Source organism: Yokenella regensburgei (assembly GCF_051486985.1).
In the GTDB taxonomy this organism is placed as follows: Bacteria; Pseudomonadota; Gammaproteobacteria; order Enterobacterales; family Enterobacteriaceae; genus CBFFRJ01.
This window is the reverse complement of sequence record NZ_JAHVDV010000023.1, coordinates 44,144-64,287: the sequence shown is the minus strand read 5'-3', so window position 1 is coordinate 64,287 and position 20,144 is coordinate 44,144. Positions and strand designations below refer to the sequence as shown.

At 54.3% G+C, this 20,144-nt stretch carries 15 protein-coding genes, 1 other RNA gene and 1 pseudogene; 6 read left to right on the top strand and 11 right to left on the bottom strand.

Annotated elements, in window-relative coordinates; all coding sequences use genetic code 11:
• Positions 1 to 4: 4 nt before the first annotated feature.
• Genes KXR87_RS16145 through KXR87_RS16115 form a run of 7 tightly spaced genes read right to left on the bottom strand, consistent with a single transcriptional unit; the run spans position 5 to position 11,370 of the window.
• On the bottom strand, positions 5 to 2,209 hold the full coding sequence (locus KXR87_RS16145; RefSeq protein ID WP_437433226.1) for a glycoside hydrolase family 2 protein: 2,205 nt from the start codon (positions 2,207 to 2,209) through the stop codon (positions 5 to 7).
• On the bottom strand, positions 2,199 to 4,868 hold the full coding sequence (locus tag KXR87_RS16140; protein WP_437433225.1) for a response regulator: 2,670 nt from the start codon (positions 4,866 to 4,868) through the stop codon (positions 2,199 to 2,201). Before KXR87_RS16140 ends, KXR87_RS16145 begins: the two co-directional genes overlap by 11 nt.
• A gap of 2 nt (positions 4,869 to 4,870) precedes the next feature.
• Positions 4,871 to 5,305: a globin gene (locus KXR87_RS16135; RefSeq protein ID WP_437433224.1), complete on the bottom strand. Its 435-nt coding sequence runs from the start codon at positions 5,303 to 5,305 to the stop codon at positions 4,871 to 4,873.
• Positions 5,302 to 6,696: a DUF3131 domain-containing protein gene (locus KXR87_RS16130; protein WP_437433223.1), complete on the bottom strand. Its 1,395-nt coding sequence runs from the start codon at positions 6,694 to 6,696 to the stop codon at positions 5,302 to 5,304. Before KXR87_RS16130 ends, KXR87_RS16135 begins: the two co-directional genes overlap by 4 nt.
• Positions 6,681 to 8,183 (bottom strand): DUF3131 domain-containing protein, encoded by a 1,503-nt coding sequence (locus tag KXR87_RS16125; protein WP_437433255.1) that lies wholly within the window; start codon positions 8,181 to 8,183, stop codon positions 6,681 to 6,683. The genes KXR87_RS16130 and KXR87_RS16125 overlap by 16 nt, the downstream gene beginning before the upstream one ends.
• 41 nt (positions 8,184 to 8,224) lie before the next feature.
• A complete protein-coding gene (locus tag KXR87_RS16120) occupies positions 8,225 to 9,556 on the bottom strand; it encodes a DUF3131 domain-containing protein (RefSeq protein WP_437433222.1) in 1,332 nt (443 codons plus the stop codon).
• Complete coding sequence (locus KXR87_RS16115) at positions 9,553 to 11,370, bottom strand: glycosyltransferase (protein WP_437433221.1); 1,818 nt, start codon at positions 11,368 to 11,370, stop codon at positions 9,553 to 9,555. The genes KXR87_RS16120 and KXR87_RS16115 overlap by 4 nt, the downstream gene beginning before the upstream one ends.
• Positions 11,371 to 11,656: 286 nt before the next feature.
• On the opposite strand from KXR87_RS16115, the gene opgC reads away from it, so the two are divergent.
• The 5 genes from opgC to KXR87_RS16090 are packed head-to-tail and all read left to right on the top strand — an operon-like array spanning position 11,657 to position 15,774.
• On the top strand, positions 11,657 to 12,874 hold the full coding sequence (opgC, locus tag KXR87_RS16110) for an OpgC domain-containing protein (RefSeq protein ID WP_437433220.1): 1,218 nt from the start codon (positions 11,657 to 11,659) through the stop codon (positions 12,872 to 12,874).
• A gap of 10 nt (positions 12,875 to 12,884) precedes the next feature.
• Positions 12,885 to 13,784 carry a hypothetical protein gene (locus KXR87_RS16105; protein ID WP_437433219.1) on the top strand — a complete coding sequence of 300 codons (900 nt, stop codon included), beginning with the start codon at positions 12,885 to 12,887 and terminating at the stop codon, positions 13,782 to 13,784.
• An 8-nt stretch (positions 13,785 to 13,792) separates the two neighbouring features.
• On the top strand, positions 13,793 to 15,007 hold the full coding sequence (locus KXR87_RS16100) for a PP2C family protein-serine/threonine phosphatase (RefSeq protein WP_437433218.1): 1,215 nt from the start codon (positions 13,793 to 13,795) through the stop codon (positions 15,005 to 15,007).
• Entirely contained in the window at positions 14,997 to 15,335 is a 339-nt protein-coding gene (locus KXR87_RS16095) for an STAS domain-containing protein (RefSeq protein WP_437433254.1), read from the top strand. Before KXR87_RS16100 ends, KXR87_RS16095 begins: the two co-directional genes overlap by 11 nt.
• Before the next feature lie 19 nt (positions 15,336 to 15,354).
• Positions 15,355 to 15,774: an ATP-binding protein gene (locus KXR87_RS16090; RefSeq protein ID WP_437433253.1), complete on the top strand. Its 420-nt coding sequence runs from the start codon at positions 15,355 to 15,357 to the stop codon at positions 15,772 to 15,774.
• Between the two features lie 124 nt (positions 15,775 to 15,898).
• Here the strand turns inward: KXR87_RS16090 and KXR87_RS16085 are convergent, their stop codons facing one another.
• Both KXR87_RS16085 and KXR87_RS16080 read right to left on the bottom strand, forming a co-directional pair.
• Positions 15,899 to 16,285, bottom strand: a complete 387-nt coding sequence (locus tag KXR87_RS16085; RefSeq protein ID WP_437433217.1) for a DUF7079 family protein — start codon at positions 16,283 to 16,285, stop codon at positions 15,899 to 15,901.
• Between the two features lie 539 nt (positions 16,286 to 16,824).
• Entirely contained in the window at positions 16,825 to 17,271 is a 447-nt protein-coding gene (locus tag KXR87_RS16080) for a DUF943 family protein (protein WP_437433216.1), read from the bottom strand.
• Positions 17,272 to 18,101: 830 nt separating this feature from the next.
• Here KXR87_RS16080 and KXR87_RS16075 point away from each other — a divergent pair.
• Entirely contained in the window at positions 18,102 to 18,839 is a 738-nt protein-coding gene (locus tag KXR87_RS16075; protein WP_437433215.1) for an ankyrin repeat domain-containing protein, read from the top strand.
• 329 nt (positions 18,840 to 19,168) lie between these two features.
• Here the strand turns inward: KXR87_RS16075 and KXR87_RS16070 are convergent.
• Together KXR87_RS16070 and ssrA are read right to left on the bottom strand one after the other, a co-directional pair.
• Positions 19,169 to 19,380 (bottom strand): annotated as a pseudogene (locus KXR87_RS16070) (transposase); the annotation flags it as partial.
• A gap of 285 nt (positions 19,381 to 19,665) precedes the next feature.
• Positions 19,666 to 20,028, bottom strand: a transfer-messenger RNA (tmRNA) gene (gene ssrA / locus KXR87_RS16065).
• Positions 20,029 to 20,144 lie beyond the last annotated feature (116 nt).

Genomic DNA, 20,144 nt, shown 5'->3' with positions numbered 1-20,144 from the left:
ACCATTATGGGGTGGCGGGAAGCTCGACGCGCTCTTCATGCTGGTTTTGCCCCACGGTGGCACCGGCTTTATTCCTGATGCGGTACGCAATCGTCACGTCGTCGCTGCTGGTGGGGGTAACGGTAATCTCCTTCACGCGAATACCTGAGTCGGGCGGCAGGGTCATGGTGGTGCTCCCTTTTGCCAGCTGCTGCCCGTTTTGCGTTACCTGCCACGTCAGAAGACACGCCTCACAGGCTGACCAGGTATCGTTGATAGCCCACAGGCGGACCGTCGCCTGGCTTCCTTTTCGCCATACTGCGGTAACCGGCTCAATGGACGGCAAAATCGGCTGGTAGGCTTTTTGTAGAGCATAGTAGCCCTGTTTTGGCTGTCGCAGATAATCCACCACCCCCCAGTTGATTGAGGGCCAGGTCTCAACAAACATAAAGTGAAAAAGGGCGGTGACGGGTTGATAGCGCTGACGGCGATAGCTCTCCGCCGCCATCGCCACCAGCTTCGCCTGATACGCCTGAGTATTATCAATCATCTCCTGAATATTTTTACCCCGTGGTATGCCCGCAAATTTAAAGGTCTGGAAGGGCTGAAAGTTATGGTACTTCCAGTGTGCCCAGCCAGGATCGTCTGCGGCGGTACTCTTTGGCCACATCAGACCGGCGGGGATAATGGTTTTCAGCGTCGAGAGTCGCGGCAGTGCCTGGGCTCCAAATTCCGTGATAATCGCCGTCTTTGCAGGGCCGAGCAGATCGCGCAGGGTGCCAAAGTACCAGCCGGCCCAGTAGTGCTCCTCCACCGCAGAGAAGCGATGAACAATGCGCGAGGTATCTTCAGCCAGGGTATCGCCAACCCGCCGGGTCAGCGCCTGATTTAGCGTTTTATTCCAGTCCGGGAAGCGTTTTTCCATCCACGGCGAGTTCCACGGCGGCTCGTTATGACCACCCCAGACGATAATGGCCGGGGAGTTACCGAACTGCTCTGTCATCTCGCGGGTTTGCCGTACCGCATTGTCGGCGAATGCGACGCTATCATCGTACCCCCACTGCAGGGGAACGTCCTGCCAGATCATCAGCCCCATCTCGTCGGCCATGTCATATAAGGCGCGCCCCGCCACGTGGCCGTGAACGCGGATAGCGTTAGCATTCATGGCGGCAACGAGCGCGAGATCCCGGCGGTATTTTTCCCGCGTCATGGTGCCCAGCCACGGGGAGCCAATGTAATTACTGCCCTTGATAAACAGCCGTCGGTCATTGATAAGCCAGCCTTTGTTATCCGGTTGTTCTTCCAGCTTACGTAAGCCGGTGCGCGTGACGGCGGTATCCATCAGCCCTCTGGTGTCCCGGAGCGAGGCACGAACCCGATAGAGGTGTGGCTTGCCGACACTCGCAGGCCACCATAGCCTGGCCTTCTCCATAGGAAGCGTAACGTGCAGGCTCTGCACCGTGCCGTTCGTCTTAGTGAGCGTTACCGGAAAATCCTGTTGAAAAGGATGGCCGTTAAAATTGTCCGGGGTAGCGGTCAGCCGCAGGGTGGCAGGCCCGGTCGCTAAGGCCCTATAGCGGATCTCGGCCCGCAGCGCAGGGCGTGCCAGCCCCTCACGCCAGTCCGGACGCAGGATCACCTCGTCAATGGTCACGCCCCGGCTGAGATGCAGCTTCACCGGTGCCCAAATGCCGCCGGAGTTGGCATCCTGACCGCGCTCCGACCAGGCGCCGCCAGGGCGGGTGTCGTGTTGATTAAGCACCCCTTTCACCAGGGTTTTGTGTAACGGCCAGGTTTTTTTAGGATCTTCATACGGGCTGTCTACCCGAACGGTAAGCTGGTTATGGCGGCGGATAGCCTCGCTTACGTCCACCGGGAAGCGCTGGAAATAGCCCTCATGGTGGGCGAGTGCTTTGCCGTTGAGCGAGACATCGGCGAAATAATCCACGCCGTCAAAAACCAGCGTCGACATCGTATCCGGGGCGAGATCAGGCACGCTAAAGGCGTGTCGGTACCATAGCGCGCCCTGATGATCGTAGCCGGCGCTGTACCAGTTAGCCGGGACCCGAAGCGCACGCCAGTCGGTCGTGGTGGCGGTCGCGCCGTTAAAAGTGTCGTCGCGGGCGTCGTGCACACGCCAGAGTCCCGCCAGCGACCAGGTCACGGGGAGCGTCGTAGCCTGCGCCAGCGAAGTGCCCAACAGCAGCAGGAGAATAAGTTTAGGGAGCATGGCTGGTCTCCTGCATTCTGTGGTGCAGCCAGGTTGTGGCGCGGCTGCACTCCTCGTCAAGACTTTGACGTAGCGCGATAAGCCCGGCCTCGTCCAGCGTCAGCGCCTGACTCTCAAGCAGTTGCAGCTCGCGGGCGAGCGCGGAAAAATCGAGGGTGACCGCTTCACCGCGAAGCTTATGTGCAGCGCGGCGTAGCGCCTCGCGATCCCGGTTATCGATGGCCTGTCTGATGGCGTCCATCGCCGCATCAAGCCCTTCGCTGAACAGGCCTAACAGCTCCAGGACCAGCTGAGGGTCCCCGGCACACTGTTTTAACAGGCGGGCCTCATCCGGCAGTCCCTGAATGCTGCCGGAGACAATACGCGTGATTTCGTCATGCAGGGCCTCCTGGCTGACGGGTTTGGCGATATAGCCATCAAAGCCCATCGCAAGACAGCGCGCTTTATCCCCCTGCATGGCGTGTGCGGTCATGGCGATGGCGGGCTGGTGGCCGCGACCCTGCACCTGCTCCTCTTCACGGAGCAGGCGAATGGCCGTTTCTCCATCCATTTCCGGCATTTGCAGGTCGATAAGCAGAACGTCCCAGGACGCCGCGCGCCAGTGCTCCAGCGCGATACGGCCATTGTCTACCACCTCGCACTGGTGTCCGAGCCGCTCCAGAAGCCTTCTGGCGACCTTCTGATTGACCAGGTTATCCTCGGCCAGCAGCACGCGCAGCCCTGGCTGTTCACGGCATGGCGCAACGGCGGCTGGGGCAGGGGGCAGAACTACCGGAGGGGCGGGTTCAAAAGTACTGGCTATTGCCTGATGCAGTTCATGTTGCGCCACGGGTTTATGCAGATAGTGGGCGACGCCGATGCGCTTAAGCATTTTAGGGTCAAAGTGGCGGCTCATTGAACTCAGCATGATGATATGGCTTTGCCTGGTCTGCGGCAGTACGGAGAGCTCAAGCGCCAGCGAAACGCCGTCCATGTCCGGCATTTGGGCATCAAGCAGGATCAGCGGCCAGAAGGGTTGGGAAGCGACCAGGCGCAGCGCCTCGCTGGCATTATTCACACCGGTGGGGGTAAGCCCCATCTGGCGGAGCATGGTATCCAGCAGACGCAGGTTAGTGCTGTTATCATCCACCACCAGCACCCGTTCGCCGTTAAAGCGTCTGAGGGGCGCGTGCGCGGCCTGCTGCCCGGTCAGAGGCAGGGTAAAGGAAAACTCGCTGCCCGTGCCCGGCTCGCTCTCAACCGTCAGCGTCCCGCCCATGAGGGAGACCAGCCGTGCGGAGATGGTCAGGCCGAGCCCCGTTCCACCATAGCGTCGGGTGGTGGAGCTGTCCGCCTGGCTGAAGGCTTCGAAGATGGCCTGCTGCTTCTCCACGGGAATGCCGATGCCGCTGTCGCGCACCAGAAAACGCCAGTGCCCCTCCTTCTCAGCAGGCTGTACTGCAAGCAGCACTTCCCCCTGGTGGGTAAACTTCAGGGCGTTGCCCAGCAGGTTGGTCAGGATCTGACGCAGCCGTGGCCCGTCCGCTATCAGCACCTCCGGCACGCCGGCTGCGACATCCACCAGTAGCTCAATGCCCTTTTCGCTGGCAGCAGGCATATGGAGGCGGATCAGCGACTGAAGAAAGGGGCGGATATCCAGCGGCTCCTCATCCATCACCACCTTACCCGCCTCAATGCGCGAGAAGTCGAGAATGTCGTTAATGATGTGCAGAAGTGACCGGGCTGAGCTCATCACCAGCGACAGATATTCGCGCTGATCGGGGTTAAGCGGCGTGTCCAGGCAGAGCTGAGTCATCCCCAGAATGCCGTTCATAGGGGTGCGAATTTCATGACTCATGTTGGCCAGAAACGCGCTTTTTGCCTCGTTAGCTTCCCTGGCGACCTTAGCCGCTTCAATGGCGAGCAGTTCGGCCTCTTTACGCCGGGTGATGTCCTGGAGTGTGCCTATCACGCGCTCGGCTTTTTGATCGATAGTGAGTGTCACCACCTGCCCGGACAGCAGCATCCAGCGTAAGCCCTGGGTCTGATGCTGAACACGGATTTCACACTCAAATACCGGCATATGATCTTTTTTTGAGGTTATCAGGGCGTGGCGCAGGGTGGCGCGATCCTCTTCGTGAACCAGATTAAGCAAAAATCGCAGCGGGTAGCGCCACTGCCCACGGGACTGGCCGACCATCGCCAGCAGCGTGTCGTTGACCTGCAGAATGTCGTGGGACACCTGCCAGTCGAAAATGCCTATCTGAATTGACTCCGCCGTCAGTAAAAAATCGTCGTGCAGTTGGCTCCGCGAGCGCTGCGCCTCGTCAAGTTCGGTGATATCCGTATGCAGACTGACAATGCCGCCGTCCGGTAGCCGTTGATGCTGCACATAAAGCCGCCGCTGTCCCGACTGGCGGACTTCACAATGGCTCGTTTGACGGCAGTTGCGGATGATGGCGTCCCGTAGCGTCTGGCGGCGCAGGGGATCGATGTTATAGCCCGCATCAATAAATCTTTCCGCCAGGCTTTCCAGCGTCGCCCCTGGCGCAAGCCAGGGAGCAATCACCGGGTAAAAAAGCGCCACCTTATCATTCCATGCCAGCAGGCAGCCGGTCGCGTCGTAAATCATCACCGCCGACGGCAGGACGTTAAGATCGAAACAGGAGGAGGTGTGCATCGTTAGTCGCCTCCGGCCTGATAGTGCAGCTCTGCCTGACGACGAAGGTATTCCAGACCCGGGGCAATGGCCATCGCCCATGCGGTGATGATCTCCTCATCACAAAGGGGATCGCGGGCGCGAACGGTACTGAGCATCGCTAACCGCCACTGCGCAAAAAACTGAGGCGGCAGACGCAGCCCATCATGACTTTGTTCACGGGCCAGCCGCTCAAGGAAGTCAGGGACAAAAAGGGCGCCGTCAACCGCCAGCATGGCAAAGAAGCTTTTAAAAACCATCCGCTGGCCCTCTTCACTCGGGCGGCGTGCAAAGTGGCGCTCCGTCTCGGGGGACATATGCATAAAGGCCTCATAGAAGGCCTCAAAAAAGGGGGTTTTATCGTCGTCAGGCAGCACGCGGTTCAGGCTGGCTTCAAAGAGATCCCGGTAAAATTTCATGGTGCGGTCCTCGTGTCCCGCTCGCCCGGCAGACAGAGGCCGGGTGGGTTGAATTCGTCTGCGGTGCGGCGCGAGAAATAGCTCTCCGCATCCGTCAGGCCGTCGTTAAATAGCGGTCCACCGTTGTGTTTATAAAGCAGCGTCTCCAGAACCATAGCGTTGGTGGAGAGGGTGACCACCCTGTTGACGTCACCGGTGGCTTCAAGGCGGCCTTCGTACCAGCCCTGCTGCGGGTTATTCAGATGCCGGATAACCGCCATCAGGGCATCGGTATAGTCGGTATCCCAGAGCGTCCAGAGCATAAATACCGCTTTAGTCGACACCTGCGCCAGGCGGGGGTAGTCGCGACCATCATCGCCGAGCGTGTTCCAGGCATAACCATTACCCCAGACGGTATCCTCCATATGCCACGGCGCCTGGGCGAGGGAGAAATCGGCGCGGGCGGTCAGCACTTTATCCTGCTCCCAGCGCGTCTTCTGGCTCAGCCATACCCCTTCAGCCCGGCTACGCAGGTTTTTTTGTAGCTCGTCCGGGATGCCAGGGGGCTGCCAGCCGAACTCCAGTCCGGGGAGCATGGCGGGCAGGGTCGTCAGTAGTGAAGGTTGCCAGGTGGTGCGCGGATCGCGTGCATCCACGGCAAGGCTGCGCTGATAGATTATGACGTTGCGCGACGGCGGGGAGAGGGCTTTTCCCACCGGGAATCCCCAGAGGCGAAACGCGCTGGCCGCATATTCGCTCTCGCCGAGCCGCAGCTCCTCACGCACCACGGGTTTCCCGTTTTGCAGCGAGGCGGACCACAGCTCTCCCTCTTTGTCCATGACCGGGCAGAAGTTCCAGCGCAGGACAATTTTATCCAGATACTCCCGGTACTGCGGAGCACGTTCAGCGGTCAGGCGCAGCGCCAGCATCAGTCGCCCCATATCTTTTGCAGACCAGCCGCTGCGGGCAGGTTTACCGGAAAAATCGACCGGGGTCGCCGTCAGGCTGGAGTAAAGTCTGCCAGGGGTTCGAGTGTCAGTGAGCGTCAGGCGGTTAAGCGTGCCGAGCAGGCGGGTCAGCCTTGCGTCAAATTCATCCTCCTTCACCAGCCCCAGCTCTCTGGCGGCGAGCAGCGCGATAAGGGTATCGCCCATTTGCCATAAGGTGACGCGCGGCTGTTTATCACTGCCGTTAACCAGCCCGGTCTGCGGCTGGGTGTTGTTCTGAAAGTAACGCCAGGCGATACGCGCCCACGCCTGCTCCTGCGGCGTCAGGCTGCCGATGCGCGCCGTGGTATGCCAGCCGCCTTTGGTCACCCAGCGCCACCCCTCGCCGTCGCGGCTGAACAGCGCGAAGGCGATGAGGGCCACAAGGGCGACAGCGGTCAGCCAGCCGGCTAGGGTTTTAAGCATTGCGCGGTTACCGGCGGAAGTTTAATCGGCTCATCCGCGCTACAGGCGGCACACTGGCAGGCCTGACAGGCAGGTCTGGTCCGCTGCGTAACCCCGGTCTGTTCACACCAGCTTTTCACGGCTGGCGTACTGTTCAGGAATGGACGGTTGCGTCGGGTGTTGTTCTCTTCGAACTGGTCGAGAAGCTTTTTGTCCCATAACGAGGGGGCGAAATCGTGATTTTTCGGGTTGTCGCTGTTGAACTGCAGCAGCTTGCCCTCTTTTTTAAACAGCAGTGCCTCCAGCATGATGCCGTTGTTGTTGGCGGTAAACTCCTTGATAGGACCGTCACCATTTTCGTACAACCCCTCGTAGTATCCTTTGCCCTCTTCATTGGCGTTTTCAATGGTATTAAACAGGCGGTCCGTGTAGGGAGAATCCCATAACACCCACATACCAAGCGCGGCTTTGAGGGAGACGGCGGCTGTTTCAGGCACGAACTGTCCCTTATCGGTAATGGTGTTCCAGTTAAAGCCATCGCTGAATACGGTGTCGTAAACGAAGTAGGGGGATTTATCGAGTTGATGTTCCGAGCGGGCAGTTAGCACGCCGGTTATCGCGTAGCGATTCTCCTGCGCCTGATAGACGCGATCGGCAAAGTTCTTCATCCAGGGGTGGGAATAATCCCGCGGGCTGTTATTGCGATCCGTCGGATTATCGAATCCAAACTCAAGGCCATAAAGCAGATATGACTCTGTCACCACGTAGTTGTGTTGCGAGGTACGGCGGGGATCGCGTGAATCATAGGGCACCAGAACGCAGTAAATTTCCGCCAGCTCATAGGGCTGCGGTCGGCTGGCCTGGCAGGTGGTGAAACCCCAGAGCTGGAAGCCCGCTGCACCGTACTCCTCATAGCCGAGCCGCCCCTCCTGCACATACTTTGGCTGGCCATTTTCCAGGTAGGCACCATAGAGTGTTCCACAAGGATCGACGGCGTGGCTGAAGTCCCAGCCAAGCACAACGTTGTCAATGCTGTTGCCGTATTCCGGGTAGCGCTCCTTGATAACCTTAAGCCACACCAGCATCCTGCCAATATCAAGGGCTGAAAAGCCGATCTCGCCGGGTTTGTTCTGGTAGTCCACCTTCTGCCCGCTAATGGTGTTATAGGCTTTATTGGGCAGTTCATTGCGAAACAGCACCAGTTTGTTCAGCGTGGCGAGAAATTTCAGCATCCGACGGTCAAATTCGGCTTTATCAATGATGCCGAGCTCGCGGGCCGCAGTCATGGCAGCCAGATAAGAGGCGCTGTCCCACATCGTGGTTGAGGGATACTTATTTACCGCGTTCACAAGCCCGGTCGTTGGCTGATAGTTAGAGACAAAATATTGCCAGGCATTTTTGGCGATAGCCATCTCCCGGGGGCTGAGCTCCCCACTGCGTGGGCGGTAATCAGACGCCGGCAGACCCGGCGCGGCATTAGCGGCAGACAGCGCCAGCCAGAACGCCATGAGTCCGGCCAGAAGAGGGAAAAAGAGAATGAATTTCAGCTTCATGGCGTCGCTCCTGCTGAAGAGAGGGGGTGGGCGTCGGCGTTAAGGCAGGCGAGGCAAAGCATCTGCCCGTGGGCAATGTAGGCCAGGCTTTCGAGGACAATCGCGTTGGTATCGGCATCAACAACGTCATTTACGCTGCTGTTCAGGTTCAGACCCCGCTGCCAGCCTTTACCGGGGACTTGCAGCCGCTGCACCTGCTGGCGCAACGCTTCGCTCCAGCCGTTGCGAAACAGGGCATACCAGGCAAACGCGGATCGGGTTGAGACGATGGCCGTTTGCTCCGGGGTTGCATCGCGCAGGGCGCGGTTCTGAAGAGGCTGGCGGTCCGGCAGGTCGTTAACATAGTCCGGGGCGGGTTCGGCGTAGTCCGTGCTGATGGGCGGTTTGCTGACGCGCAGGCTGTGGCGACGCTGCTGTATTTGCATAATGCGCCAGGTGATTTCTGCGCTCTGGGCGTCAAAACCGAGCTCCAGCCCGGTAAGCAGGTAGGGCAGGCTAATCAGAGAAGGCTGGCGTCCCCACGGGGTGCGTAGCCCCTCGTCAGGCACCATGATGCCGTCGATATCAATCATCTGCTGGCCCTGAGGCGGGTTTGTCACCGCAAGCCCCGCGGCACTGTCAATCAGCCGCAGCGTATGGCTGGCATACAGTCGGTAACCAAAGCTGTTTCGTGGTTCGTCGGTCGCCAGCGCCCAGTGATGCAAAGCGGCTGCGGCCTGGCTGGTGGTGCTGGTTTCAATCAGCGCTCCCACCTTCCACTGGTTAAAGAGATCGCGTACGGCGGGGGCATGCTGCGGGTAACGCCACAACAGCGCTTGCAGTGCGTTCAACAAACGGCCCATTCCGATGGCAGATGACTCGGGTTTTCCCAGTATTTTCAGCGTGTCCGCGTGATAGTAAGCCGCAGGCAGCCCCTGCGGGTTCAGCGGAAGCTGGCCCAGGGTAAAGAGTGCCGTCGCGATCCGCTCATCAAACTCGTCAGTAGTCAGAATACCCAACTGTTTTGCCGCCACTGCGGCAAAGAGGTAGCTGCCAATGCTCCACAGACTGAACCACGGCTCCTGGTCATGCCCATTCGCCAGCCCATTGGGCTGGGTATTATTCACGTAATACTGCCAGGCGACCCGCGCCCAGATGGCCTCATCAAACGTTAACTCACGTGGGGCAGGCAGCGGCGGAAAATCCTTGCTGAGCGTCATGCCGCTGCTGCTCTCAATGCGGGTAGGCATCTGTTTTTCGACCCAGACGACAATGGCGAAGCCCAGCAAAAAGCCGAGCAGGATAGTGAGGTAGCTGCGGGCAGAGAGTAGCGCATCGCGTTTTCTCATTGGCTCGTCTCCGCGTCTTCCGCAGGCGTCCAGATGGCAGCCAGTATCAATGGCAGCATGGCGGCAATGTTGACCGCTCCCCAGAAGATATTGATGACGTAGCCGGAAGGATCGTCAACCTGTCCCCGTGCTACCTGAATGCCGCCCCAGATAAGCCCGACAAGCGTTAACAGCACAATGGCAATTTGTGGCTTTACGAGGTAGAGAAAACGGCCCGCCTGGCGCTCCTTCGGGGTGACATGAAATTTTATCTGCTCACCGCGCAGCACGGTGCTGAGCGCTCGCAGGTTCATAGAGAAAAAAGAGAGGTATGAGGCCCTGCCATCCCAGGCGGAAATGCCCCAGGTGCCGAACATAAAGGCCAGCTCTGACAGAATAAAAAAGGGCAGGAAATGGAGATAGAAGGGCGTCGACCATGCAGAGACCGGCGGGATGCCGGTAAACAAATAGATAATCGGCGAAATCAGAAAAACGGTATTCCAGACGCAGGCCATGTAGGACCAGAAGGTGGTGGCGTACATTAGCGTTTGCGGCAGGGAGAGCTTAAAGCGGCGGCGACTGAAAATATTGTCGTGAAACAGTATGTCCAGCGAGCCTGCGGCGTATTTAAAACGCTGGATCATCCACGTCAGCATGTCCTGGGGCGAAAGCATTTTGGACTCGATACGCGGATGCATTACCGAGCGCCAGCGCCGGGCAGCGTCGCCATGCAGCAAAATCGAGGTATAGATATCTTCAGAGACGTGAAATTTATAGGGGGTGAGTTCGGTGTCAAACGCCACGTGCGGTCGCATAGCCTCTTCCAGTGCCTGACGCGTGGCGGGATCGCGTATATCCCTGGTGTGGCGGTTAATCTCCTCCTCCACGGTCCAGACATAGCTGCGCAGGGCCGCCTGCATCACCGCTTCGCGGCGGTGAACGGAGGCCGCGCCGCAGCAGAATGCGGCGTTGGCCCAGTTACGACGGCGCAGAATGACGTCATAGAACATTCGTGGATCGTTAAAGAAGGGATCGCGGCCAACGGTAACAGGCCCGATGAGTTTTTGCATAAGCCAGCCCACGCCATAGCCTGCCTTGCCCGCTTTACGCTCAAGCCAGCGGGCCAGGTTCTCCCCTTCAGGAAGATCGTAAAACCACTGCGGCGTCTGCACCCAGGCTACATCAGGGTCGCGGAAATAGCCCATTGTGTGGCTGAGCAGCGTCGGGAAAACGCGGGTATCGGCGTCACAGATAATGAGAAAATCGCCGTCGGTCTGCTCAAGCCCGTTGCGCAGATTCCCTGCCTTGTAGCCAGTGTTGGTCTGGCGGGTAATATAATTTACCCCCTCCTCTTCACAGACAGCGCGCATCGCCGGGCGACGCCCGTCGTCCAGCACATGCACACGGTAGTCCAGCGGGAAGGGGTACTCCATTTTCATGGCGTCACGAATGGAAAGTCTGACAAGCTCCACATCTTCGGAGTAGGTCGCAATAAACAGATCCACCCTGATGGGACGGGACTCGACCTTTTCCTCCGCCAGCAGGCAATCGTTAATCTCCGCAGGCGGTGTGGTTTGCAGCGGATCGTCTTCTTTCCACAAATTAATGGTAAACAGCACCGTGCCGATCCAGGCCAGGGTCTCTGCTAACACCAGCGGCAGGGCATACCAGAGGGCATCGGTATTTAATGAGGCTGTCCAGCGCCAGTAAATATAATTGGCTCCGAGGATCAGCGCCGCTACTGCTAAAACCTGCCAGGTCATCATCACCCAGCGAGGTGTGTTGAGTGGCTCAGGCGGCTGGCGATGTTCAAAACGGGAAAAGTAAAAATCCATAGCAAAGGATATCCTGTTTCCACACGGGTTCTGAATTAAAGACGCTGTGCTGGCAGGAGCGGTTCCGCCTGAGAAAATAACGTCTGTCAAAACAAAAGGTAAAATAAGTGTAGATGGCTGAGAAAAAGTGTCCAGCCGGGTAAATAGCAACAATACAGGCTCACTTAACTTAAAATCATTGCTGCTTAATATAACTTTTGGTTCTCTTATTAATTGCCTTATACAGGTCTATACGCTATCTAAATAATTTATCAGCTGTTTTATCGCACAGATAAAAGGTCTGCCTATGAGCCAGGTTGCGTCAGCGATTTCTGAGAAAGAAAGAGAAAAATCAATCGCATGGCGCTATGATGTGGCGGGTAATCGTGACCTGAGAATTGATCTCATGCGTGGGATAGCGCTGGTGATGATGGTCGTGGCTCACACTGAGGTAATGTCGATATTTAATATATTTACCTGGGAGCGATTTGGCCTGACGACCGGGGCTGAAGGCTTTGTCATTCTTTCCGGATTTATGCTGGGAATGCTTAATCGGGCCCGTTTGCAAAAAGTCGTCTTGCTCACGGTTTCGTGGGGGTTATATCTTCGCGCATGGAAAATATATCGCGTAAATATCATCATCATCATCTCTTTTTTATTGATTGGGTATATTCCCTTTATTAATGTTTTTGAGGTGACCCATTTTACCGATCGTTTTTCGGGCACCAGCTGGTCGCTTTATCCGGTTACGCCGCAAATAAAAGAGACCTGGTTTAACATTATTCTCTATTTACAGATTGGCCCCCACCAGACGCAAATCCTTGGTCTGTATATTTTTCTGTTGCTATTAAGCCCGCTGTTTCTGGGAATGCTACAACGCGGCAAGGTGTACTGGCTTCTCGGGCTTTCTTTGCTGGTCTACTGCTGCTGGCAGCGCTGGCCGGTGCGGGTTACCGCCGCTGAATTTGAGTTCGCGTTTCCGCTGCTGGCCTGGCAATTTATTTTCGTACTGGGCATGAGCAGTGGCTGGTACAAAGCGGAGCTGCTCTCCTTTGCCCGCACCCCTGCTGGCAGGGTTACTGTCGCTGCATTGGTGGTTCTGGCGCTGATCCTGGGGTTTATCGCGCAAAACCACACCAACCCCTTTATGCCCTCCGCCCTGCTGATGCATACCATCCCGCCGGCGGATTTTAATGCCTTTTATCACACCTGGGCGGCGAAAAATGGGCTGGGGCCGGTTCGGGTGCTCAATGATATCTGCCTGATGGTTACGGTCTACCTGCTGCTGACCTGGTGTTGGCTTCCTGTCTACCGGCTGGCGGGGTGGTTTCTCATCCCGCTGGGGCAGCGTTCCCTCTACACCTTTATTTTGCACGTTTACGTTGTTCTTGCGGTCAGCCAGTTCGTGACCTTCGATTTATGGCGTCATGCCTGGATTGAAAACACGATAATTCATGCGGCGGCGCTTGGCGCACTGTGGCTGATGGCGAAATACAACGTCGCGGCACGCTGGATACCTAACTAAGGAAAGGCAAATGCGTGAGAGATTTTTAGCTGCCACTCTGCTGATGAGCGCTGCTCTGGGGGCGCAAGCGGCGCAAACGGATGATAACCCGACGCTGCGGGATAAAGATGGCGAGCCGGTGCAGGCGGGGGTTTTTACCAGTCGCTGGGGACGGTTATTTTCCGGTAATGAGAAGACGTTCTCGGGGGCGTTAAGCTTTAGCTCGGGTCTCAAAGAGCAGTGGATGACCATTCCCAATAATTCAGATAGCGCAGAGCGGAAGAAAAAGGTTAATCAGACGCTTAACCTCAGCCTGCAGTATTCCCCCTACAGCTTCTGGTTTGCCAACATCACCTCGCGGTTACCCGTGACGGATACCAGTCGTTACACCGCCGACTATCGCTACAGCTTTGGTTATGACGACTGGCATGCTAATACCCTCAGTCTCGTCTACAGCAATTACGGCGATAACCACTTCTGGACGTCAGACAAACGCCGCAGCACCTATTTTGAGCAAGGGGCCGTCACGCTTGCTTATAAATTCTCACTGCCAAAGCCGATGGAGCACGCTCTGCTGATTAATAAAGGCGACTCGATTATTTGCCAGGTGGGCTACAGCTGGGTGCCGCGTTACTACGACCTCAGCGACAACGATATCCGTAAAAATAAAAACGTCATGCTGGGCGGGTGCGGATATACCTTTAAACAGCATTTCTTTGTACGCGCCACAGCCTTCTGGTTCCCGGATCGTAGCCAGCAGCAGCCGTGGAACGGTGATTACAGTTACAGCTTTGGCTACGCGGGCTACACCCCTGGTTCCTTCTCCCTGCAGTATGCGAACTACGCCGGTACGCGCTACCCTGGTCATAAGAGTGGTAACGGGAAATTCCGTGAAGGCACGGTCAGTCTTATCTGGTTCTTACCGCTATAGGGGGGGGTATGACGGCACAGCATGTACTGATTGTGGAAGATTCACCGGTTTACCGTCGTCTGCTTGCCCGTATGTTGACGCAGTGGGGATACCGCGTCAGCGAGGCGGAAAACGGTGTTGCCGCCCTCACTCTGCTGGCAAGCCAGCCGGTGAGCATGGTGATTAGCGACTGGGAAATGCCGGAGATGGACGGTTTGACGCTGTGCCAGGAGATCCGTAGCCGTCAGTTTGGTCACTATATCTATCTTATTTTGCTGACCGCCCGTGAAGATCCCTCCGATCTGACGCTGGGGTTTGATGCTGGTGCAGATGATTTTCTGAGTAAACCCGTTGAGCAGGCCGAGCTGCGGGCGCGTCTGCATGCGGGGGCGCGTATTTTGTCGCTGGAGGCGACGCTCGCCGCCCGCAACGCGCGCCTTAGCGAGGCGTTGCAACAGATAGAACAGGATCTTGAGGTGGCGGCCCGCATCCAGCGGTCGGTATTACCCGCTCATCAGCTGTGCTACCGCGACTATTTTTCCGACTGGTTATTTCTGCCGTCGGCCTGGGTCTCCGGGGATATTTTTAACGTATTCCCGCTGGATAACCATCTGGGCTTTTACTGCGTGGACGTTTCCGGCCACGGCGTCGGGGCCGCGATGATGTCGCTCGCCGTCGCCAGACAGTTTTTACATGGCCGGGCGGTGGAGCGTTTTCTCTTTTGTGATGATGGCGGCGTGGAGTCACCGGCGGAGGTGGTGCGCATCCTGAATGGTCGTTTTTGTAGTGAAGAGACTGAGATTGTGAGCTATTTCACCATGATCTACGGCGTGATCGATCTTGATACCGGGCAGGGGAAACTGTGTCAGGCCGGGCATCCTACCCCCTTTATCGTGAGCCTGAATGGAGAGGTGAGAACAGTAGGTAGCGGCGGGGCACCGGTGGGGCTGATGCCCGATCTTGTCTGGAACGACGTTTCCTTCACCCTGGCACCCGGCGAGCGGCTGTATCTGTTTAGCGATGGCATTACGGAGTGTGAAAATGCGTCCGCAGAGCAGTTCGGGCAGATGCGGCTGCAGCACTGGCTTCAGGAGGGGGCAGCCCTGCCGCTGGACGCACTACTGACGCACTTTGGTCAGCATCTCATCCGCTGGCACAGCGGGGAAAACGCAGAGCAGCAGGCAATGGCTGATGATGTCTCACTCTTGGTTATTGAGCATAAAGGAGAAGATGATGAATATTGATACAGAGCGGCTGGCGCACGTGAATATCCTTACCCCCTCGGTGCGCAGGCTCGACGCCTCGGTGGCTGCGGCCTTTAAGGAGGCGGTTATTCGCGAAATCGGTGATGACCGCAAAGCCCTGATCGTCGACTTTTGCAAAATTGACTTCATCGACAGCAGTGGGCTGGGGATGCTGGTTTCTTTACTCAAGATGATGAACGGGAAGGGAGAAATGACGCTGTGTGCCTTAAACCCGGGAATTCAAAATATGTTCACCCTGACCCGGATGGATCGCATTTTTCGAATCTGCCCGGATCGCGCCTCGGCGCTAACGCCGACGAATCCGTGACCTTCCCGTGGCTAACAACATGGTATTTCCGGCAACCTTAACGTCACTCTCCCGGTTGGCGGAGTGGCTTACACAACAGCTGGCGCCCCTTCCCGTTAGCGACGAATGGCGGTTTTCTGTCGATCTTGCCGCCTGCGAGACGGCAACCAATATTATTCGCCACGCTCTGCATGAAGACGGGCATAGCCAATTTTCCGTGGAATTTATCCAGAGCGAGGAGGCTATTACGTTGCGTTTTACCGACACGGGCGATCCCTTTCCGGCAACGCGCCTCGCAGCGGCGAAAGAAGACAGCACCTTCGGGGCAGATCCCTTTGCCGAAAGTGGACGGGGGCTAAAATTAGTTTTGTTGAGTGTCGATCTCTTTAAGGTAGAAAATACCGGGGGGATGAATGTCACGACCCTGGAAAAGTTAATGCCGGGACAATGCTCACGATAAGGGCGTGTTTGCTGATAATGTAATGCGTAACCACGTTGGGTTCGGATTTAATGTCTTGGCGTAAGACTTCACGGGACACATTCAGGGCACAAAAAAGCCCGCAGGGTTTGTGCCGTGCGGGCTTTCAGGAGCATGATTCCAGCAGGGCCGATAGCCTGGTGAGGGGGTCCTGAATATGTTTACGGCGCTGTTTTAACAGTACGCGGGCAGGAACAACACGCTCAATAAGGGTCGGCTTCCTGCTTACGTATTCTGTTACGAGCCGCTTAACATCTTCTTCTGTCCAGCCGTCCATCACCGGCGTTGGGTTGTAAAGAAGATTCCACTGGAGGGCAGGGGCAACTTCCTCATCGAGAATCGCGAAGATTGCTTCCCGGCTGTACCCGGATTCCTTTAACAAATTAGCCATGAATCGATAGTCATAGTCCATGAGTTCGCGCCCGGTAAAAAGCTCCGATAAGGCATGCCAGACAGGAGTGCGCATGGCCAGCTCATCCTCGTTAAGGTGCATTTATTTTTCCCTGCGGTTCAGACAGTGAGTCAGATGTCTTGTGAAATATTTTCGTTGCGTAATGTTCGGCAAAATCGGCTATGGTGCGACCTGACGGTTTTGATAGCTGAGGTTTCACCACCCGATACTGGCTACTTCGGTCATTGCGTTAGGACTGTGAAGTAATAAGTGTAGTTCTGTTGACCTGCTCCCGCTGGTTAATACACCGCGATAGTAGTCTCTTCATAATTCACATGGGACATCCTCATAAGGTCGGATATCTGAAGCAATGTGTTGCTCACCGACTGATTCGAGCAGTTTTATAAGATTAATTCGATAAGGAGCGTAACCTTTTTTATTACTCCTGTACTGATGGCATTGCCGTCAAATTTAGAGTGAAATAATTTAAATAGGTGTAGCGTCAGTTTTTGTCGACCGTATTCATAGCATGAGGCTTTTTAGCAGGTATAGCGTGAGAAATAGTGTTATTTTTCATTAAATGAACCCCTCGTTTCATAATGGCTCGTGCCGGGTTTACCTGTTGAGTCGGTAAAGACTATTTATTCTAACTCTATTTTTCCTTCAGGGGTCTGCACGTAAGTTTTATGATCTATGTTTATGAATTGCTTTTCATTAAGGTTACCTCTGACAATTATCGCCATAGTATTATATACACATTTTTCATGCTTACCATTTGCATCATCAAAACAGGTATAATCATCGATAGAACCATCCCTTGTTCCTTTAGGTAATTCTTCATAACCATTAAAGTTCATGATGGTAACTGTGAAGTTATAGGGTGTCTTGATGACGTGATATTTTTCCTGCAGTAACTGTTTGTTTTTCATCCACCATTTTAATTTTCCTTCTGTGGTTACTGGCAAATGTTCTACAAAAACCGCACTACCATCCACCCTGACTATTTTTGTTGGTCTGACATAACTCCATATGCAGTATGCAATAATTAAAGCAATTATAATTGTTCCAGTCCTTTTATACTTAGGCATCGTTTTTTCGCGGGAATGACTATAGGAGGGTATCACTTTCATGGAAATTAGACCTTGAAATCTTGCAATTTTGAACCGCAACCAGTTTAACCGATACATCAGGGACATTGCAGACTGACCGCGATCCGATATAGATGTCATAAAGATATTGTCTACCTCAAGAAAATCATTAATACCTGGCGGCAGGAAGATAACGAGTGTGAACCACATTCAGCACTGAATTATCTGACACCACGATAATTTCAGTACACTGGCAACATGGAAAATCAGGGTGCAACGTAATATATAGTGCTAATTTATTGATAGATCAAATAGTTAATGCAGTTAAATACAACTCATTTATTCTCTCAAAAATTTCAACTATCAAAAATCATAGGGGCTGGTTAGATGATCCTCATCCCATAAGACTTATGTGAATCATTTTCACATCTCCCTGTCATTTACAGTAATTATTTATATAATTGTTTATCTAGTCGTTTAGGACACTATCAGCGCGTTTAATAACAGCTCGCATGCTAAATGATTATCCCTTCTGGAGCATCCATGCATATCAGTAAAGGGAGTAGTGAGAAGGGGGAGTTGGTGTTATGACAAATTACATGTCTCTGACCTACATCCTGGAAGAAAAAGTCGCTCCCGAACGATATCCTTTTTTGATACGTCACTTATTGCTATGAAAGTGGGCGTAGCAAACATGTTTCCTGATGACACAGTGCTGGACTTTCTGGCGGTACGGGTAACATACGGACAAGCACGGCCTGTCACAGGTTATTAACTGCTTGAGGCACAAAAGGATGAGGATACGGGAATTATTAAAAGCAGGATTTAGCATGAAAAAAATCACCTGCGCGATATTCTTTTCTTTTCTGTTAGCGCTGTTATCGGCGTGTAATGATATGAAAAAGATAGAACCTGAAAAACATTTTACTGGCCCGCAACTTGTTCTGGCTAACGCGATTGATGCGGCAGATCGCGAGTCTGTTCTTCGACTGGCAAAAGTGACTGACCTAAAAACGCCCGGAGCTGAAGAGCTGACTATCCTCTTTTATGCCCTTAATGAGTGCTTCTACAATGACAATCCTCCTGAGCGATTACAGATAGTCACGGATTTGGTTCGCGCTGGCGCTGACCCATTACAGCCACAGATGAATATGCCAGGTAGCCCTGCTGAAATAACGGCTAAAGGCGATAAAGACATATGGTTAAAGGCATTACTGGATGGAGGGTTAAACCCTGGCGCCAAGGACAAGCTGTATCATGTCCCACTTATCTTCTCGACGATCGATTCAAAAAATACCTCCACGCTGGCGCTATTAATAGAGCGAGGAGCTGATCCAAATGCACGAAATTCACTCGGTGAAACTCCGCTTGTTGATGCTTTTTTTAGTGCCGATTTTGATAAAATGTTTTTCCTGCTGGATCACGGAGCCGATCCAAACCCGGTAAATAAGCAAGGACGATCTTTCCGACAAATGGTTGATAGAAGGATTTCTCAGGTTAAAAAAGGCAGTGGTTACTACGATAACCTGCTGAAACTGGACAAAAAACTTAAAAATCTCGGTGTTTAATATATGACGCTTTTTTTGGATAAGAAGCTCATCAATGCTGACGAACAGCAGAGGTTAATTCCACTGCTGGCCGATTCAGCTAACTATTCTTAACATCTCAATTACTGCGATTCATACTGTATGTAGTTATCACTATTATCAGCTACCCGCTAAATTTTCCATCGGCCATCCTCACCCAGCCAGACATCCAGCCGCATACTGCTTTCATCATGAGGCCCAGGAGATGTAAACAGACCCGTTTTAGCTCCAGGCATTTTTTGAGTTCCCGGCCAGATAATGGTGTTGTCGGTATTTCTCCGGCGTCATAGTATTCAGTGATTCATACGGGCGTTCACATCGGCAAACAGCTGGTTGAGACATCGGTTTTCGTCCTCAGGACTTTAATATCAGAATCCCCCATGCCACCGTGTCTGGACTTTCAATTGTATCAGGTGGCTTCAGAAATAACGGCCTCCCGGCAGACCTTTTTAACAATTCGTCCGGCTTCAACCGACTTCATCACCGCGATGATCTGATGCTCAGTAAAACGGGCTTTACGCAAAGCTATCTCCTGCGCTGGCTGACTGATTATGCCGGATGATCTCTCAATGTGAATGGCACGATTATGCAGGGTACTTACACCATGTGAGTCTCCCTGCTTTTAGGCCCAACGGGAACACTATAGCTTTTCGTTGGGCCTATCGAAGGGCCTAAAAGGTTCAGATTTAATTGGTTGGCATCAGACTTCGCAGGACAAATTGCAGGCACAAAAAAGCCCGCAGGGCTTGCGCCGTGCGGGCTCTTAGGACTTCATCGGATGACTCTGGTAATCACCGATGGAGAATTTTGGTGGAGCTGGCGGGAGTTGAACCCGCGTCCGAAATTCCTACATCCTTGGTACTACATGCTTAGTCTGTCTTTACATTCGCCGGGCACCTGCGAACAGACACGCCACTACCCGACTAGCCTGATTAGTTTTAACGCTTCAGCCCCAGGCAGGACATCCACGCGATCTCTTTTGGGTTTGACCTCTCTTGATCCCCGTCCTAAGAGCGGAGGCTAGGGAGAGAGGGCTCTTAGCAGGTTATTAAGCTGCTAAAGCGTAGTTTTCGTCGTTTGCGACTATTTTTTTGCGGCTTTTTACGAGGCAAACCGCCCCTCGGCATGCACCTTGGGTTTCGCAAATCCCGTCGAATCCAGAATCAGCCCCTAAGTGTGTTAAACAGTATAACAGCTTTTGACCGTGGCATGCCAGTCCATATAGGTAGAACTTTCTTATTATTTTCCGTTGCTTAAAGTATGAGCACCTGGTAATGACGGCGTACA

Excerpts from the sequence above, each read along its gene's own strand:
- KXR87_RS16145 (WP_437433226.1), bottom strand. The coding sequence starts at position 2,209 with ATGCTCCCTAAACTTATTCTCCTGCTGCTGTTGGGCACTTCGCTGGCG.
- KXR87_RS16140 (WP_437433225.1), bottom strand. The coding sequence starts at position 4,868 with ATGCACACCTCCTCCTGTTTCGATCTTAACGTCCTGCCGTCGGCGGTG.
- KXR87_RS16135 (WP_437433224.1), bottom strand. The coding sequence starts at position 5,305 with ATGAAATTTTACCGGGATCTCTTTGAAGCCAGCCTGAACCGCGTGCTG.
- KXR87_RS16130 (WP_437433223.1), bottom strand. The coding sequence starts at position 6,696 with ATGCTTAAAACCCTAGCCGGCTGGCTGACCGCTGTCGCCCTTGTGGCC.
- KXR87_RS16125 (WP_437433255.1), bottom strand. The coding sequence starts at position 8,183 with ATGGCGTTCTGGCTGGCGCTGTCTGCCGCTAATGCCGCGCCGGGTCTG.
- KXR87_RS16120 (WP_437433222.1), bottom strand. The coding sequence starts at position 9,556 with ATGAGAAAACGCGATGCGCTACTCTCTGCCCGCAGCTACCTCACTATC.
- KXR87_RS16115 (WP_437433221.1), bottom strand. The coding sequence starts at position 11,370 with ATGGATTTTTACTTTTCCCGTTTTGAACATCGCCAGCCGCCTGAGCCA.
- opgC (WP_437433220.1), top strand. The coding sequence starts at position 11,657 with ATGAGCCAGGTTGCGTCAGCGATTTCTGAGAAAGAAAGAGAAAAATCA.
- KXR87_RS16105 (WP_437433219.1), top strand. The coding sequence starts at position 12,885 with ATGCGTGAGAGATTTTTAGCTGCCACTCTGCTGATGAGCGCTGCTCTG.
- KXR87_RS16100 (WP_437433218.1), top strand. The coding sequence starts at position 13,793 with ATGACGGCACAGCATGTACTGATTGTGGAAGATTCACCGGTTTACCGT.
- KXR87_RS16095 (WP_437433254.1), top strand. The coding sequence starts at position 14,997 with ATGAATATTGATACAGAGCGGCTGGCGCACGTGAATATCCTTACCCCC.
- KXR87_RS16090 (WP_437433253.1), top strand. The coding sequence starts at position 15,355 with ATGGTATTTCCGGCAACCTTAACGTCACTCTCCCGGTTGGCGGAGTGG.
- KXR87_RS16085 (WP_437433217.1), bottom strand. The coding sequence starts at position 16,285 with ATGCACCTTAACGAGGATGAGCTGGCCATGCGCACTCCTGTCTGGCAT.
- KXR87_RS16080 (WP_437433216.1), bottom strand. The coding sequence starts at position 17,271 with ATGCCTAAGTATAAAAGGACTGGAACAATTATAATTGCTTTAATTATT.
- KXR87_RS16075 (WP_437433215.1), top strand. The coding sequence starts at position 18,102 with ATGAAAAAAATCACCTGCGCGATATTCTTTTCTTTTCTGTTAGCGCTG.